A 16242-nucleotide genomic window follows, 5' to 3' on the forward strand; every position below is an offset into this window, starting at 1 on the left:
CCGGAGAGTTAATTCATGGCTAAGCACATTCCTTTCAAACTGATTGTCGAAAAAGCAAACCACTACCAGCAGGATATGACCCGCTTCCTGCGCGATATGATCGCCATCCCCAGCGAAAGCTGTGACGAAAAACGCGTCGTGCATCGTATTAAAGAAGAGATGGAAAAAGTCGGCTTCGATAAAGTCGAGATCGACCCGATGGGCAACTTGCTGGGCTATATCGGCCACGGCCCGCGACTGGTCGCCATGGACGCGCATATCGATACCGTTGGCATCGGTAACATCAAGAACTGGACCTTTGACCCCTATCAGGGAATGGAAACCGACGAACTGATCGGTGGGCGCGGCGCGTCTGACCAGGAAGGCGGGATGGCGTCGATGGTCTACGCTGGAAAAATCATCAAAGATCTCGGTCTGGAAGATGAATATACCCTGCTGGTGACCGGTACCGTTCAGGAGGAAGATTGCGACGGTCTGTGCTGGCAGTACATCATCGAACAGTCCGGCATTCGCCCGGAATTCGTGGTCAGTACCGAGCCGACGGATTGCCAAATCTATCGCGGCCAGCGCGGGCGTATGGAGATTCGTGTCGATGTCCAGGGGGTCAGCTGCCACGGCTCGGCGCCAGAGCGCGGCGATAATGCGATTTTCAAAATGGGGCCGATTCTTAACGAGCTGCAGGAGCTCTCCCATAACCTGGGCAACGATGAGTTCCTGGGTAAAGGCACCCTCACCGTTTCAGAAATTTTCTTCACCTCGCCAAGCCGCTGCGCGGTTGCCGACAGCTGCGCGGTCTCTATCGACCGCCGTCTGACCTGGGGCGAAACCTGGGAAGGCGCGCTGGATGAAATCCGCGCCCTGCCTGCCGTGCAGAAGGCCGGCGCCGTGGTCTCAATGTACAACTATGAGCGTCCGTCATGGACCGGGCTGGTTTATCCAACGGAATGCTACTTCCCGACCTGGAAAGTGGAAGAGGATCATTTCACCGTGCGCGCGCTCAGCAACGCTTATGAAGGGCTGTTCGGTAAAGCACCGGTGGTCGACAAGTGGACCTTCTCCACCAACGGCGTTTCCATCATGGGCCGTCACGGCATCCCGGTTATCGGTTTCGGTCCGGGTAAAGAGCCGGAAGCCCATGCGCCAAATGAAAAAACCTGGAAACAGCATCTGGTGACCTGCGCCGCGATGTACGCCGCAATCCCGCTGAGCTGGCTGGCAACGGAGTAAGTTCGTTCGGTTATTCCTCCCGCCGCGCGTCGGCGGGAGTCTGGAGTTTTTATGCGCGTACTGATTAAAAACGGCATCGTGGTCAACGCCGACGGCCAGGCAAAACAGGATCTGCTCATTGAAAACGGCCTGGTCAGCCAGCTCGCCGAACGGATTACCCCGACCGAACCTTGCCAGACTATCGATGCCGCAGGTTGCTATGTCATGCCCGGCGGCATTGACGTTCATACTCATTTTAATATTGATACCGGGCATGCCCGCAGCTGCGATGATTTCTTCACCGGCACCCGCGCCGCCGCCTGCGGCGGTACCACCACTATCGTCGATCATATGGGCTTCGGCCCCGCCGGCTGCCGCCTTCGTCACCAGCTAGAGGCCTATCACGGATATGCTGCCTACAAAGCGGTGATCGACTACAGTTTTCACGGCGTTATCCAGCATATCAACCATGCCATCCTCGATGAAATCCCGATGATGGTTGAAGCCGGGATTAGCAGCTTCAAGCTCTACCTGACCTACCAGTATAAGTTGAACGATGATGAAGTGCTTCAGGCGATGCGCCATCTCCACCGCGCCGGCGCACTAACCACCGTTCATCCGGAAAACGACGCCGCTATCGCCCGTAAACGGGCCGAATTTCTGGCGGCCGGTAAAACCGCGCCGCGCTACCACGCCCTTAGCCGCCCGCTGGAGTGTGAAGCGGAGGCTATCGCGCGAATGATCAATCTCGCCCAGCTCGCCGACAACGCGCCGCTGTATATCGTTCATCTCTCCAACGGCCTGGGGCTGGATTATCTGCGTCTCGCCCAGCGGCGGCACCAGCCGGTGTGGATTGAAACCTGTCCACAATATCTGCTGCTTGACGACCGGTGCTATGAACGCGAAGACGCGCTGGGATATCTGTTAAGCCCGCCGCTGCGCAACGCCAGCAACAATGATGCGCTGTGGTGTGGTATCGCCGATGGTTCGATCGACGTGGTGGCGACCGATCACTGCGCTTTCTCGATGGCACAACGCCAGCAGCTCTCCGGAGGCGATTTCAGCCGCTGTCCGAACGGCCTACCGGGGGTGGAAAACCGCCTGTTGCTCATGTTTTCCCACGGCGTCATGACCGGGCGGATTTCAGCGCAGCGTTTCGTCGCGCTAACCAGCGCCACTCCCGCGAAGCTGTTTGGCCTGTGGCCGAAAAAAGGACGATTAGCGCCCGGCGCAGACGCCGATGTCGTCATTATAGATCCACAGCGCACCACCACGATCCGCCATGAGATGTTGCATGACAACGCCGACTATTCACCCTGGGAGGGCTTTATTTGCCAGGGCGCGATTCGCCAGACCTTATCGCATGGTCGGGTCATTTTTGATAATGGCACCTTTACCGGCAGCGCTGGCCAAGGGCGCTTCTTACGCCGCGATCCCTTTTCTACCGCTCACCTTCCGGTCAGCGGAACCACATCTTAAGTGAGGCATTCATGAGTAAGAAAATTGTACTCGCCCTCGGCGGTAACGCGCTTGGCGAGGATCTGGCCGGGCAAATGCAGGCCGTCAAACAAACCGCGCAGGCTATTGTCGACCTGATAGCTCAGGGCCACCAGGTGGTCGTGACCCACGGCAACGGCCCGCAGGTTGGGATGATTAACCTTGCCTTCGAAGCCGCTGCCAAAACCGAGGCCCATACCCCGATGCTGCCCATGTCGGTCTGTGTGGCGCTAAGCCAGGGTTATATCGGCTATGACCTGCAAAACGCCCTGCGCGAGGAGCTGCTGTCGCGATCGATGCATATCCCGGTGGCGACAATCATCACCCAGGTGGAAGTCGACGCCAACGACCCGGCGTTCAAAAATCCGACCAAACCTATCGGCTCTTTTTTCACAGCACAGGAAGCGGAACAGCTGACGCGTCAGGGGTACATCATGAAAGAAGATGCCGGACGCGGCTATCGCCGGGTTGTCGCCTCGCCGCAGCCGGTTGATATTATTGAGAAAGAGACGGTCAAAGCGCTAATGGACGCCTGCCACGTGGTGATCACCGCGGGCGGCGGCGGGATCCCGGTAATCCGCGAAGGCAATCATCTGCGCGGCGCCAGCGCGGTAATTGATAAAGACTGGGCCAGCGCTAAACTGGCGGCGATGATCGACGCCGACATGTTGATCATCCTGACCGCGGTCGAGAAAGTGGCGATCAACTTTGGCAAACCCAACGAGCAGTGGCTGGATAAGCTGTCGCTCAGCGATGCCGAGCAGTTCATTCGTGAAGGCCACTTCGCTAAGGGGTCAATGCTGCCGAAAGTTGAGGCCGCCGCGTCATTCGCCCGTTCACGTCCGGGACGCAAAGCGCTCATCACCGTATTAAATAAAGCCAAAGAAGGGATTGAAGGAAAAACCGGTACGGTCATTGAAGGGTAAAAAGGCACCGAATGTAGCCCCGGTAAGCGGTAGCGCCACCGGGGATTTTGAGGCCATCAACACCGGCTTCGTGCTGCTATCTACGCCACCGACAATAACTCACTCTTCTCTTTTACTCTTTTATTCATCAGCGTCATCAGCGCCTCAAGCACCCCGCCGCCAATGGCGCGCGCCTTATCGGAGACGCTGGTAAAATCGGCGCTGGCGCCGCGCGGGTCGATATCGCCAATTTTAAAGCCGCTATCAACCACTAACCCATCGCTGAGCAAACCACGCACCATACCGCTTAGTGGCGCAATAATCTCGGCCTCGCCGACGGTGGCGATGATATCGCCTTCGTTAACAATATCACCCAGCGCCACCATCGCTCGCATCACCCCGGCCCCCGGCGCGCGGATCACCCGCCGGGAAGTATGCCCAAGAATATTACCTGGAACCCCGGTGTTTTCCTGCGCTTTGCCATCGTAAATCACCTGCCCCAGCCAATGACCGCGATTGGTTTCAATCACCGCATGGCAATCCACGCCGGCGCAAAAACCAGGACCCAGCGCAATAACCGCTGGCGCCATTTCTCGTTGCGTACCAAAATTCTCTTTCGCCAGAATGGCATCCACCACGCAGACAGGGCGCAGTTCAGTCAGCGATTCGCACAGCGGATCCACCAATACCGGAATCACGCCATTTTCAATTACCCGGATGGCCTCCTGAGCGGATGACACCCGCTTCGCCATCACCCCTTCTACCGTCATTTCACCGTCGAAGACTGCCTGGGCAAAAGCGACGCTACGGCGGATAACCGTCGGCTTCGCCACTTCCAGCATCACCACTTTGAACCCGGCATGCCACAGGCGCAGAGCCACGCCGCTGGCGATATCGCCGGCGCCGCGAATAGCGACCAACTGCTGCTGCGCAGGCGTGGCTGCCGCCATCAGCAAGCCGCCTGGCGCGCGATTTTTTACCTGCAGGATTTCCGCCAGAATGCTAATCGCTATCTCATGCGGCGTTTCGGCGCCAATGTTATAGCCAACCGGCGCATGCAGGCGGGCAATATGTTCTGCGGCAACGCCGTTTTCCCGCAGCTGGCGTAAAAACACCTGGACTTTACGGCGGCTGGCCAGCAGCCCAAGCCAGGCGACCGGCCGTTCAATCAGTTTATCCAGCGCTTCACGATCCTGGTTATTGGTGGCGATTAACACAAAGTCATCGCCGCGGATCGCCAGATTCTCCACCGCCTCGCTGAAGGTTTCAGCATGCAGCAACTGCGTTGTCGGCGGAAAATAGTCGGGGTTCAGGCTCTCTGGATAGATATCGGCCACCGCCACCTCAAAACCGAGCAGCGCCGCGCTTTGCGCCACCGCGCGGTTCACGTGCCCGGCGCCGATCAGCACCAGACGCGGGCGCAGGCCATGTACGCTAATATAGACCGACATCGCCCCGCCGCAATCGGAACCGACCGCATCGCTGCCGCTACGCGCCATCCGCCCATGAAACATGCGCGACGCTTTTTCGCTGAGCGCTTCCAGCGCCTGTTCAATCACTTTGCGCTCAACCATGCCGCCGCCAATGGTGCCGACTATCGAACCATCTTCACGAATTAACATCTGCGCCGAATGGCGCGGCGTTGAGCCGCGGCTATCGACAATCTGCGCCAGCGCAAACGGGCGATTCTGTGCTTCGAGTTTTGCCGCTTCAGAGAAAATATTCATAACAACCTCAATGGATATCCGCTATGCGCCCAAGCCGGGGCGTCACTCTGTTGTTCGTCGTCGCGTTATCGCGGGTTGCTCTTGTACCGCTCCCGCCCACAGTGCGTTAATCCCCCACTGCTGCAACAACGTCTGCTCCGGTAAATTCTCATTTTGAGAAAGCTGATTCAGCAGCAGGATCCGGCGACTGTCGGGCGGAACGCCTTTAAACGCTCCCTGCGGATGCGTAATTAAGCGATGCAGCATTGGCCAACTCAGCGCCGTATCCGGCGCCGCGCCGGTGATCCGGGAAAAAAGGGGCCAGCGATGAACGGTCGCTGGCCCAACGTTTTGCCCGAGCCTCCAGGCCCCCATGACGGCAATAACGCAGCAACAGGATTGAGGTATGCAAGGTTCGTGCTCAGCTGGCGCTTTTAAGGCGAAACCGTGAGCCCCGTCAGCTTCTACCAGCACCACATCCACGCGCCCCGCGGCAACCAGCGCATCAAGCTGTTGCGGGCTAAACCCACGAACCTTACCCGCAGGGGCGAGCCACGAGGCGTAGCAGGCCTGCAGCGGCCGCTGCCAAACCTCGACAGGCAGCGCCAGCGGTTCGCGGCAAATCACCACAGGTAGTGATACCGGGAGATACATATGGGTAGTCGTGGTGAGCAGAACTCGCCGGCCAGACTCAAGAAAACGCTGCGCCAGCCACATTAAGGTACTGGTTTTGCCTCCCGCGCCGACGGCGGAAATGAGCAGCGGACCATCATTTACGCCTAAATCACAAAACAGCGATTGCATATGCGGTATATTTTCCATGCGCTGGCCAGGATTCCATTATTCAGGGAGGAGTATGAGACAGGTCGATTGTATTATTACCGCCGCCGGATTGTCCTCCCGGATGGGACAGTGGAAAATGATGTTACCCTGGCGCGGAACGACAATACTTGATGCAAGTATAAAAAATGCCCTGCAATTCTGCTCGCGTATTATTCTGGTGAGCGGTTTTCGCGCAGAGGAGTTACATCAACGCTATTCGGCGCATCCGCAAATAACCCTGGTTTATAATCCCAACTATCAACAGGGTCTGTTTACTTCTGTTTGTGCTGGCGCGAGCCGAGTGCGAAACAACTTTTGTTTTATCACCCTCGGCGATTTACCCTGCCTGCCGCCTGCGCTTTTCCAGCGGCTTTGGCAACATCGCGGAGACAGCGCTCTTCTTCCGCAATATCAAGGCGTACCGGGCCATCCCATTCTTATTGCCGGCACGCACTTGCGCCAACTTATCACTCTCGAGGGACCAGGCTCAATGCGCAAACGGTTATTACAAAGCCGCCATCGCTGCCTGGAGTTAGATTTTCCGCAAATGGTCTGGGATATCGATACCCCTGCTGATTTTATTCGCCTGCAAAACCAGGATTAATCATGCCTTTGTCGGGAAATTATCATTGTGATATTTCGCCGTTTATTTTGAGAAATCCCGCCGGATAAAAATATAGAGTGATTTTAATTCTCATTACCATAGCGTGAGCCTATTCACAAAGCCAGGTGTTCTTTCGATCTCTCTCACATTTTTAATTATTCAAACCTTCTTCCTTTAATAACTGGTTCGATTGTTGCTCCTCCTTAACTATCCGTCGGAATAAGCACTACTAACCGGCAAATTTGATTGCACAAATAAAGGAGAGGGTTATGGGGGATATCATGCGTCCCGTCCCGTTTGAGGAATTATTGACGCGCATTTTCGATGAGTATCAACAACACCATTCCATTTTTGGTATTCCTGAGCAGCAGTTCTATTCGCCCGTCAACCAACGCCGGGTAAGCGTCTTCGGCGAAAGCTGCGCCACCCCAATCGGTCCCGCCGCCGGGCCGCATACCCAACTGGCGCAGAACATCATCACCGCCTGGCTCACCGGTGGGCGATTTATCGAGTTGAAAACCGTACAGATCCTCGACCGGCTTGAGCTGGAAAAACCCTGCATCGATGCTGAAGACGAATGCTTTAACACCGAATGGTCTACGGAATTTACGCTGCAAAAAGCGTGGGATGAGTATCTTAAAGCATGGTTTATTCTGCATCTTTTGGAAGAGGTTTTCCCGTTCACGCCGGCGAAGAACGGTAAGTCCTTTATTTTCAATATGAGCGTCGGTTATAACCTGGAAGGGATCAAGCAACCGCCGATGCAGCAGTTTATCGATAATATGATGAACGCCGCCGGGCAACCCAAATTTACCCAGTACCGCGACACGCTGAACCGCTGGCTGCATGATGACGCCTTCCTCACCCGCTTGTCGCTGGATGATATTCGCCCACGGTTGGCGACGCTCGCGGAACGCATTCCTGCAAAACTGGTACAAGGGGTTACTCTCTCGACCATGCATGGTTGCCCGCCAGATGAAATCGAAGCCATCTGCCGCTATATGCTGGAAGAGAAACAGCTCAACACCTTCGTGAAGCTCAATCCGACGCTGTTGGGCTACCCGCGCGTACGCGAAATTCTCGACACCTGCGGCTTTGACTATATCGGTCTGAATGAAGAATCTTTTGAACACGATCTTAAAATCGGCCAGGCGCTGGAAATGTTGACGCGCCTGATGGCATTGGCGAAAAGTAAACAACTTGGCTTCGGCGTGAAGCTGACCAACACCCTCGGCACGGTCAACAATAAAGGCGCGCTGCCCGGCGATGAGATGTATATGTCCGGCCGCGCGCTGTTCCCCCTCTCCATCAACGTTGCGGCACTGCTCTCGCGTGAATTCGACGGCAAACTCCCGATCTCCTACTCCGGCGGCGCCAGCCAGCTCAATATTCGCGATATCTTTGAAACCGGGATCCGCCCCATTACCATGGCGACCGACCTGCTGAAACCCGGGGGTTATCTGCGTCTTAGCCAGTGCATGCGCGAGCTGGAGCAGGCCGATGGCTGGGAAATGAATCAGGTCGACGTCAAGCGCCTGAACGCGCTGGCGGAAAAAGCGGTCAGCATGGAGTACACGCAAAAACATTGGAAGCCTGACGATCGCATCGACGTTGGCGAGCCGCTGCCGTTAACCGACTGCTACGTCGCCCCTTGCGTCAGCGCCTGCGCCATCAAACAGGATATTCCGGAATACATTCGCCTGATGGGCGAGCAGCGCTATGCCGATGCGCTGGAGCTTATCTATCAACGTAACGCGCTGCCGGCGATCACCGGCCATATCTGCGATCACCAGTGCCAGTACAACTGTACGCGTCTTGACTATGACAGCGCGTTAAATATCCGCGAGCTGAAAAAAATCGCCCTTGAGAAAGGCTGGCCGGAATACCAACGCCGGTGGCATAAACCGGCAGGTTCCGGCAGCCGAAATCCGGTTGCGGTGATTGGCGCAGGCCCGGCGGGGCTGGCGGCGGGTTACTTCCTCGCCCGCGCCGGCCACCCGGTCACGCTCTTTGAGCGCGAAGCCAACGCGGGCGGAGTGGTAAAAAATATCATTCCGCATTTCCGCATTCCCGCTGAACTTATCCAGCAGGATATTGAGTTCGTTGTTAATCACGGCGTCAACATTGTCTACGGCTGCGACCCGCATCTCACCGTCGAAAAACTCCGTCAGGAGGGTTATCGCTATGTACTGGTCGGCACCGGCACTGACAAAAACAGCGGCGTGAAGCTTGGCGGCGACAATCCGAATATTCATAAGTCGCTCAACTTCCTGCGGGCGTTCAACCAAGGCGATCGCCTGAACGTGGGTAAACACGTGGCCATTGTCGGTGCGGGTAACACCGCAATGGACTGCGCCCGCGCGGCGCTGCGCATCCCGGGCGTTGAGAAAGCGACGGTGATTTATCGCCGCTCCCAGCAGGAGATGCCGGCATGGCGCGAGGAGTACGAAGAAGCCCTCCAGGATGGCGTTACGTTCCGTTTTCTCAGTAACCCGGAGCATTTCGCCGCTGACGGCACGCTGACCGTCCGCACCATGGCCCTCGGCGAGCCTGATGAACAAGGTCGACGTCGCCCAATGCCCACCGATGAAACCTGGACGCTGCAGGTCGATACGCTGATTACCGCCATCGGTGAACAGCAGGATGGCGAAGCGCTGGCGGCTATGGGGATCCCGCTCAACGACCACGGCTGGCCTGAAGTTAACGCTGATGGCGAAAGCCGTCTGGCTAACGTCTTCCTGATTGGCGACGTACAGCGTGGCCCTTCATCAATCGTCTCGGCGATAGGCAACGCCCGTCGCGCCAGCGATGCAATCCTTAAGCGCGAGAATATCCGCAGCCACTTCGGCGATAAACAGTGGAATAACGTCGATCCCGCGGACATCTACCGCCGCAAAGGGACCATTGCTATCGCTCAGGTTGATAAAGACGACCGCGATGCTTTTGTCGCGCAGGAGGCGGAACGCTGCCTCGAATGTAATTACGTCTGCAGCAAGTGCGTTGATGTCTGCCCGAACCGCGCCAATGTCTCAATTGCGGTACCGGGGTTCGACAACCGCTTCCAGACGCTGCACCTCGATGCGTACTGCAACGAATGCGGCAACTGCGCGCAGTTCTGCCCATGGCAAGGCAAACCTTATAAAGACAAAGTCACCGTTTTTAGCCTCGAACAGGATTTCAATAACAGCAGTAATCCGGGTTTCCTCGTGGAACAGCAGCGGGTTCATGTCCGCCAGGACGGTCTGATCTGGCAGCTGGAAATCGATACTCAGGGTCAGTTCGTTGAAGTACCGCCGCAGCTGGATGCCATGTGCCGCATCATCAGCCACGTTCATCAACATCATCACTATTTGCTGGGAGCCGTCGAAGTATGAGTATCTTAGTGCTTAAAAATGCCACTCTTGCCCAGCTTCACCCGGCAAAAGTGGAAGAAGGTGTCGATATCGTCATCGAAAATGACAGAATTCTCGAAACAGGCGCGAACCTGAGCCCGCGTTATCCGCAGGCGCGTATTAAAGAAATGCGCGGCCGGCTGGCGATGCCGGGGATGGTCTGCTCGCATAACCATTTTTATTCCGGCCTGTCGCGCGGGATTCAGGCCAATATTGCGTCGAGTCCCGATTTCATCTCGACGCTGAAAAATCTGTGGTGGCGGCTCGACCGCGCACTGGATGAGGAATCCTTATACTACAGCGGGCTTATCTGTTCGCTGGAGGCCATTCGCAGCGGCTGCACCGCCGTCATTGACCACAGCGCGTCGCCAAACTATATCGCTGGGTCATTAAGTCAGTTACGTAACGCTTTCATCAAGGTAGGCCTGCGCGGCATGACCTGCTTTGAAACCACCGACCGTAACGGCGGCCTGCAGGAACTTCAGGCAAGCGTGGAGGAAAATATCCGTTTTGCCCGCGAAATCGATCGGGCGCGGGAAAGCGGCGACGAGCCGTATCTGGTAGAAGCGCATATCGGCGCCCATGCGCCGTTTACGGTTCCCAATGAGGGGCTTTTAATGCTTCGCGAAGCATTAAAAACAACCGGGCGCGGCCTGCATATTCATATGGCGGAAGACCGTTACGACGTTTCTCACAGCCACCATCACTACGGTAAAGATCTGCTGGTACGCCTGGCGGAGTTCGATCTCATCGATAGTAAAACGCTGGTAGCGCACGGGCTGTATCTGTCGGAAGCTGATATTGAACTGCTGAACGCGCACGATGGTTTCCTTGTCCATAACGCCCGCTCTAACATGAACAACCACGTTGGTTATAACCAGCAGTTGACGGCGTTTCGCAACCTGGCGCTGGGCACCGACGGCATCGGCTCCGATATGTTCGAAGAGCTCAAGTTCGCTTTCTTTAAACACCGCGATGCCGGCGGGCCGCTGTGGCCGGATAGCTTTGCGCGGGCATTAAGCAACGGTAACACGCTGCTTAGCCGCAACTTTAACGACCGTTTTGGGCGTATTGAGGCAGGCTATAAGGCGGATTTAACCATCAGCGATTATATTCCGCCGACGCCGCTGCTGGCGGCTAATCTCGCCGGGCACATCGCCTTCGGTATCGGGGCCAGCCACGTTCATAGCGTGATGGTGAATGGCGTCATGGTCTATGAGGATCGGCAGTTCGCTATTGATTGCGATACGATTTTCGCCGAAGCGCGGAAGGTGGCGAAGAAGATGTGGCAGCGGATGGATGCATTGCCATAATCCCATCACGCAAAAACAAAACCCGGTCGCTGTACCGGGTTTTGTTTTTGGCTTCTACCGGGGCTATAAATAGCGCAGGAACATCGTTGGGTAGCCCGGATAAGACGCAGCGCGTCGCCATCCGGGGCTCTCCTACAAGCTCAATAAGCTAGCGCTGGCGATAGTTCTCTGTTTCTGCAGCGCCGTCAGCGCCTCACCGGTCATCAGCGATATTGCCGCCGTTGGGCACACCGATACACAGGCCGGGCCACCTTCTCGCTGCTCGCAGAGATCGCACTTCACAATAACCGGCGGATGCACTGCCGATGTCTCGATAGTAATCGCGCCAAATGGGCAGGCGACGACGCAGCTCTGGCAACCAATGCAGCGCCCGGCATCGGCTTCTACCCGCTCGGCGCCCATCGCCAATGCGCCGGTCGGACAGACCCCGACGCATGGCGCGTTTTCACACTGATGGCACATCACCGGCACGCTCAACGCATCGAGTCGCATCACCTTCAATCGCGGATGAAATTCCGCCCCTTCCGCTACATGTTCCAGTGCGCAGGCGACTTCGCAGGTACGACAGCCGATACAGGCCTGTGAACTGGCAAGAATAAAATGGGTCATCACCGCTCCTTATGGTCAAATCGCGCCAGCATTTCGCTTGCGGCCTGGCGCCCGGCAACCATTGCCGTCACCACCAGATCGGCGCCATGTACCGCATCGCCGCCGGCATAGATTTTGTCATGGCTGGTCTGCGTGGTGCCGCGACCTTTGCCGCCCGTCACAATCTGCCCCCAGCGGTCAAGTTTGATGCCGTGCCCCCGCAGCCAAGGCATGTCGTGGGCCTGGAAACCAAACGCCAGCACCAGCACTTCGGCCGGGAGTTCGAATTCTGAACCGGCAATTGGCCGCGGGCGGCGGCGGCCATCCGGCCCTGGTTCACCCATTTCGGTACGGATCATCCCGACGGCGCTGACCTGGCCTTTACGGTTACGCAGGATATATTGCGGCTGAACATTAAACTGAAACGCCACGCCCTCCTCTCGCGCGTTCACCACCTCTTTTTTCGAGCCCGGCATGCTTAACTCATCGCGACGATAGGCGCAGGTCACGCTCTCGGCTCCGCGACGCACCGCGGTGCGCAAACAGTCCATCGCCGTATCGCCCCCGCCGAGCACCACCACCCGCTTATCCTTAATGTCGGTTAACGGATATTCGGCGCTCTCTTCAAGCCCCATCACCTCACGGGTGTTGGCAATCAGGAACGGCAGCGCCTGAATGACGCCCGGCGCGTCTTCGCCATCGAGACCCGCGCCCATCAGTCCGTAGGTGCCGACACCTAAAAAGACCGCATCGTAGTTAGCCAGCAGTTCGCTAAAGTCCACGTCGCGCCCCACTTCCTGATTGAGATGGAAACGAATCCCCATGTCGCTGAAGATCTCGCGCCGCAGCGCCATTACCGTTTTTTCCAGCTTGAAAGACGGAATACCGAAAGTCAGCAGCCCACCAATTTCAGGATGTTTATCAAAAACATCAACCTGAACCCCAGCGCGCGCAAGAATATCCGCGCAGCCCAGTCCCGCCGGGCCGGCGCCGATAATAGCCACACGCTCCCGACGCGGCGCGACCTCGCCTGTGGTTGGCCGCCAGCCCATCGCCAGCGCGGTATCGGTGATATAACGCTCCAGATTGCCAACCGCCACCGCGCCGCCTTCGCTTTTCAGCGTACAGGCGCCCTCACATAGCCTGTCCTGTGGGCAGACCCGGCCGCAAATTTCCGGCAGTGAACTGCTTTGATGACAGAGTTCTGCGGCCTCAATAATTTTTCCCTCACGTACCAGTTTGATGAAATCGGGAATGTGGTTGTGTAACGGGCAGGTCCAGTTGCACCAGGCTTTTTGCGCACAGTACAGGCAACGCTCGCTTTCATATTCGGCATCACATTCGCTAAGGCGCTGGTAGATCTCGGCAAAATGCCCTTTTCGCTCCTCCGCGGCAAGCTTCTTCGCCCCCACCCGCGGCGCTTTATCCAGGAACGCTTCGCGCCTTGCGCCACGACGCTCGGCCGGCGGCTGCCCTTGGGCGGAGCGGATTTGTCTTTCCCGCTGCAACCGTTTCAGCCCGCTCTCGTCCATTACGCGCAGCGCCTGAGTCGGGCAACTGGCCACGCAGGCCTGCTCTGCTGAGGGGCGATCGCGACAAAGATCGCATTTTTGCGCCAGTTGCGGGCCATCTTCCCCGCTGGCGACCATCTCAATTGCGCCAAATGGGCAAGCGACAACGCAGTTTTTGCAACCGATACACTCGGACTGGGTAAACTGGATGCTGTCGTTGGCGACATACAGCGCCTGAGTCGGGCAGGAGGTGACGCAAGGCGCGTCGTTGCAATGGTGGCAAGTGGTCGCAGTACTGGTATTCCGGTGGAAGACAACATGGATGCGCGGAACAAACGCGCTGCGCTGTGCCGGCCAGGCATCCTGATGATGCGCCGTGACGCAGGCTACTTCGCAGGCATGACATCCAATACAGTTCGCAACATCGGCCACAATAAATCGATTCATTTGCTTCCCTTTTATTCTTCTGGAATAGTCTTAGGGATGGATTGCAATATTCGGGCGATATTGGGCGCTCACCTTCTGCTGCTATTCATTTTTGCGAGTCAGCTCAAATTATTACTCTCCTGTTACTTTCGAATAAATAAAAGCTCATCAAATCACCGGGATGGCATCTCAAGCCAGCCCTGACTTTTTATCATTTTTATCTTCTTAGCGCTTATTTCGCCTACCAAAATGAGACTGCATATATCTCAAACTGATATTCGTCATTTTTATTTCTGATGCCCGCTCGCAGCGCTAAACAGGCCAGCAAGAAATAAACATGCCAACCCGTGATTGATTTCACAAATATATTATTCCACTGCCGTATCGCTCATTTTTGGCACAGCTTACGCATAACCTTCCTAACGCATAAGCAACTCCGTGCGCGTTATACGCTGGTGAACATCATCAGCAGAGGGAGGCAATGGCCTTCGAATCGTAACTTCTCCCCTTTCAGTTCGGCACGGGCGGAAGTCGTAAAGGAGACAACTACTTCATGAAAGATTTTGCCATTCCGGCCTCACGCAATACGGCGACTGTCGCGCCGGTCGATGAGGTCCTGCCAATTACGCAAATGATTCTCTATGGATTGCAGCACGTGCTGGTGATGTACGCCGGGGCGGTGGCGGTACCGCTGGTGGTGGGCAACGCGGTCGGTTTGCCTGCGGAGCATATTATTTTATTAATCAGCGCCGATTTGTTTATTTGCGGCGCCGCGACCATCGTGCAATCGATGGGCATCAAGCAGTGGTTGGGCTGCCGCCTACCGCTGATCCAGGGCTGTACTTTCGCCGCGCTGATCCCGATGGTGCTTATCGGTAAAGAGTACGGTATCGGAGCGATCTCCGGCTCGGTTATCGTCTCGGGTATTTTTATCCTCTGCTGCGCGCCGTGGATTAGCCGTCTCATTCGCTTCTTTCCGAAGGTGGTGATGGGCGGCATCGTAACGCTGATCGGCCTCTCGATTATGCCGGTCGCGGGGGGGTGGATCGGCGGCGGCAGTAGCGAGATGGCCGGTTTCGGCGATCTCTTCTCGCTGCTGATGGCGGCCATCACGCTGGTCATTATTCTTAACCTTTATACTTTCGCCACCGGCGTGGTCAAAAACACCTCGGTGCTGATCGGTCTGGTGATCGGCACTATTTTATGGAGCTTCTTCAAGCCGCTGGATTTTAACCTCGTCAATGCTACGCCGTGGCTGCATCTGCCACAGGTGATGCAGTTCGCCCGGCCTGAATTTCATATCGTGCCGGTCGCCCTGCTGTCGATGGTGATGGTGGTGGTGATGGTCGAAACCATGTCGTCCATCATGGCCACCGGCGATATCGTTGGTAAACAGGTCACGGCCAGCATGCTGCGTAACGGCCTGAATACCTGCGGACTGGCGACGACAATCTGCGGTTTCTTCAATCTGTTTCCCTACGCGGCCTTCGCGCAGAACGTCGGCCTGATTGGCCTGACCGGCGTACGCAGCCGCTTCGTGGTGTCGGTCTCCGGCGTCATTCTGATGCTGATGGGCATTTTCGCCAAAATGGCGGCGCTGGTGGTACTGATTCCGAAACCGATCCTCGGCGGCGCCGGTATCGTTATGTTCGGCATGGTTGCCGTTTCCGGTATTCGTACTCTTGGTCAGGTCAACTATCGCAACAATAACAACGGGATGGTCGTCGCACTCACCCTTGGTCTCGGCATGATGCCGGTATTGGTGCCGAATCTGTTTACCCAGTTCCCGCCAATGATGCAGCTGTTTCTGCATAGCGGCATCACTATCGGCACCCTGACAGCAATTGTCGCCAACCTGACGCTGAACGGCAGCGTGCCGTTCCGTATTTCTCACGATGTCCCGGAACCGGACCCGGCGCCGCCGAGCGCGGCTGCCCGCAACATGGCCGTGCGTACGGTGCGCATGTGGCTGCTGCTGCGCAAGGTACAGAAAGGTCAAACCGCCGCTGACGGCCAGGAGTGATTATGTCTATGTCGCAACGTCTGCTTTTTGCACTGTTGATGATGGCACTGATGGCGGTTCCCGCCATCCAGGACGCCATTACCCTCGGAATTAACAGCCGTTTTATCTATCTGTTGCCGTACTATTTTTAAGGAGTCACACGATGGAAAAAGTCACCACCGTCTGTCCCTACTGCGCCGCTGGCTGTAAGCTGCGGCTGGTTACGGACGACGGCATGGTCGTCGGCGCCGAAGCGGCCATGGGGAAAAA

The 16242-nt window shown here is 56.6% G+C and carries 13 protein-coding genes; 9 read left to right on the plus strand and 4 right to left on the minus strand.

Going from position 1 to position 16242, the window contains the following annotated elements:
* The first annotated feature begins 15 nt into the window (after window positions 1-15).
* The 3 genes from ACSEMK_RS04920 to arcC are packed head-to-tail and all read left to right on the plus strand — an operon-like array spanning window position 16 to window position 3629.
* Window positions 16-1227, plus strand: coding sequence for a YgeY family selenium metabolism-linked hydrolase (locus ACSEMK_RS04920; RefSeq protein WP_271032194.1), 1212 nt, complete (start codon window positions 16-18; stop codon window positions 1225-1227).
* A gap of 51 nt (window positions 1228-1278) precedes the next feature.
* Entirely contained in the window at window positions 1279-2685 is a 1407-nt protein-coding gene (hydA, locus tag ACSEMK_RS04925) for a dihydropyrimidinase (RefSeq protein WP_271032193.1), read from the plus strand.
* 11 nt (window positions 2686-2696) lie between these two features.
* Window positions 2697-3629 carry a carbamate kinase gene (gene arcC, locus ACSEMK_RS04930; protein WP_087858454.1) on the plus strand — a complete coding sequence of 311 codons (933 nt, stop codon included), beginning with the start codon at window positions 2697-2699 and terminating at the stop codon, window positions 3627-3629.
* A gap of 80 nt (window positions 3630-3709) precedes the next feature.
* On the opposite strand, the gene yqeB is transcribed toward arcC, so the two are convergent.
* Window positions 3710-5335 carry a selenium-dependent molybdenum cofactor biosynthesis protein YqeB gene (gene yqeB, locus ACSEMK_RS04935; protein ID WP_271032192.1) on the minus strand — a complete coding sequence of 542 codons (1626 nt, stop codon included), beginning with the start codon at window positions 5333-5335 and terminating at the stop codon, window positions 3710-3712.
* Between the two features lie 42 nt (window positions 5336-5377).
* Window positions 5378-6136: a selenium cofactor biosynthesis protein YqeC gene (yqeC, locus tag ACSEMK_RS04940; protein ID WP_271032191.1), complete on the minus strand. Its 759-nt coding sequence runs from the start codon at window positions 6134-6136 to the stop codon at window positions 5378-5380.
* A 34-nt stretch (window positions 6137-6170) separates the two neighbouring features.
* On the opposite strand from yqeC, the gene ACSEMK_RS04945 reads away from it, so the two are divergent.
* The 3 genes from ACSEMK_RS04945 to ssnA all read left to right on the plus strand — a co-directional run bounded on the left by ACSEMK_RS04945 (window position 6171) and on the right by ssnA (window position 11445).
* Window positions 6171-6740 carry an NTP transferase domain-containing protein gene (locus tag ACSEMK_RS04945; protein ID WP_430915529.1) on the plus strand — a complete coding sequence of 190 codons (570 nt, stop codon included), beginning with the start codon at window positions 6171-6173 and terminating at the stop codon, window positions 6738-6740.
* Between the two features lie 269 nt (window positions 6741-7009).
* Complete coding sequence (gene ygfK / locus ACSEMK_RS04950) at window positions 7010-10114, plus strand: putative selenate reductase subunit YgfK (protein WP_271032189.1); 3105 nt, start codon at window positions 7010-7012, stop codon at window positions 10112-10114.
* Window positions 10111-11445 carry a putative aminohydrolase SsnA gene (gene ssnA / locus ACSEMK_RS04955; RefSeq protein ID WP_430915528.1) on the plus strand — a complete coding sequence of 445 codons (1335 nt, stop codon included), beginning with the start codon at window positions 10111-10113 and terminating at the stop codon, window positions 11443-11445. The genes ygfK and ssnA overlap by 4 nt, the downstream gene beginning before the upstream one ends.
* A gap of 132 nt (window positions 11446-11577) precedes the next feature.
* Here ssnA and ACSEMK_RS04960 read toward each other — a convergent pair whose 3' ends face one another.
* Together ACSEMK_RS04960 and ygfT are read right to left on the minus strand one after the other, a co-directional pair.
* Window positions 11578-12054: a 4Fe-4S dicluster domain-containing protein gene (locus tag ACSEMK_RS04960; protein WP_430915527.1), complete on the minus strand. Its 477-nt coding sequence runs from the start codon at window positions 12052-12054 to the stop codon at window positions 11578-11580.
* Window positions 12054-13991 carry a formate-dependent uric acid utilization protein YgfT gene (gene ygfT / locus ACSEMK_RS04965; protein WP_435336320.1) on the minus strand — a complete coding sequence of 646 codons (1938 nt, stop codon included), beginning with the start codon at window positions 13989-13991 and terminating at the stop codon, window positions 12054-12056. Before ygfT ends, ACSEMK_RS04960 begins: the two co-directional genes overlap by 1 nt.
* Window positions 13992-14523: 532 nt before the next feature.
* On the opposite strand from ygfT, the gene ACSEMK_RS04970 reads away from it, so the two are divergent.
* The 3 genes from ACSEMK_RS04970 to ACSEMK_RS04980 form a co-directional block, all read left to right on the plus strand.
* Window positions 14524-15993 (plus strand): nucleobase:cation symporter-2 family protein, encoded by a 1470-nt coding sequence (locus tag ACSEMK_RS04970; protein ID WP_015366914.1) that lies wholly within the window; start codon window positions 14524-14526, stop codon window positions 15991-15993.
* A gap of 2 nt (window positions 15994-15995) precedes the next feature.
* Window positions 15996-16124: a hypothetical protein gene (locus ACSEMK_RS04975; protein WP_015366915.1), complete on the plus strand. Its 129-nt coding sequence runs from the start codon at window positions 15996-15998 to the stop codon at window positions 16122-16124.
* Between the two features lie 11 nt (window positions 16125-16135).
* Window positions 16136-16242, plus strand: a 107-nt coding sequence (locus ACSEMK_RS04980; protein ID WP_435336322.1) for a hypothetical protein, incomplete at its 3' end; no start/stop codon positions are given.

It is taken from the genome of Klebsiella sp. K-3 (assembly GCF_051207495.1).
Lineage (GTDB): Bacteria > Pseudomonadota > Gammaproteobacteria > Enterobacterales > Enterobacteriaceae > Klebsiella > Klebsiella aerogenes.

What these genes read in the sequence shown, in the direction of transcription:
- ACSEMK_RS04920 (WP_271032194.1), top strand. Translation starts at nt 16, where the DNA reads ATGGCTAAGCACATTCCTTTCAAACTGATTGTCGAAAAAGCAAACCAC.
- hydA (WP_271032193.1), top strand. Translation starts at nt 1,279, where the DNA reads ATGCGCGTACTGATTAAAAACGGCATCGTGGTCAACGCCGACGGCCAG.
- arcC (WP_087858454.1), top strand. Translation starts at nt 2,697, where the DNA reads ATGAGTAAGAAAATTGTACTCGCCCTCGGCGGTAACGCGCTTGGCGAG.
- yqeB (WP_271032192.1), bottom strand. Translation starts at nt 5,335, where the DNA reads ATGAATATTTTCTCTGAAGCGGCAAAACTCGAAGCACAGAATCGCCCG.
- yqeC (WP_271032191.1), bottom strand. Translation starts at nt 6,136, where the DNA reads ATGGAAAATATACCGCATATGCAATCGCTGTTTTGTGATTTAGGCGTA.
- ACSEMK_RS04945 (WP_430915529.1), top strand. Translation starts at nt 6,171, where the DNA reads ATGAGACAGGTCGATTGTATTATTACCGCCGCCGGATTGTCCTCCCGG.
- ygfK (WP_271032189.1), top strand. Translation starts at nt 7,010, where the DNA reads ATGGGGGATATCATGCGTCCCGTCCCGTTTGAGGAATTATTGACGCGC.
- ssnA (WP_430915528.1), top strand. Translation starts at nt 10,111, where the DNA reads ATGAGTATCTTAGTGCTTAAAAATGCCACTCTTGCCCAGCTTCACCCG.
- ACSEMK_RS04960 (WP_430915527.1), bottom strand. Translation starts at nt 12,054, where the DNA reads ATGACCCATTTTATTCTTGCCAGTTCACAGGCCTGTATCGGCTGTCGT.
- ygfT (WP_435336320.1), bottom strand. Translation starts at nt 13,991, where the DNA reads ATGAATCGATTTATTGTGGCCGATGTTGCGAACTGTATTGGATGTCAT.
- ACSEMK_RS04970 (WP_015366914.1), top strand. Translation starts at nt 14,524, where the DNA reads ATGAAAGATTTTGCCATTCCGGCCTCACGCAATACGGCGACTGTCGCG.
- ACSEMK_RS04975 (WP_015366915.1), top strand. Translation starts at nt 15,996, where the DNA reads ATGTCTATGTCGCAACGTCTGCTTTTTGCACTGTTGATGATGGCACTG.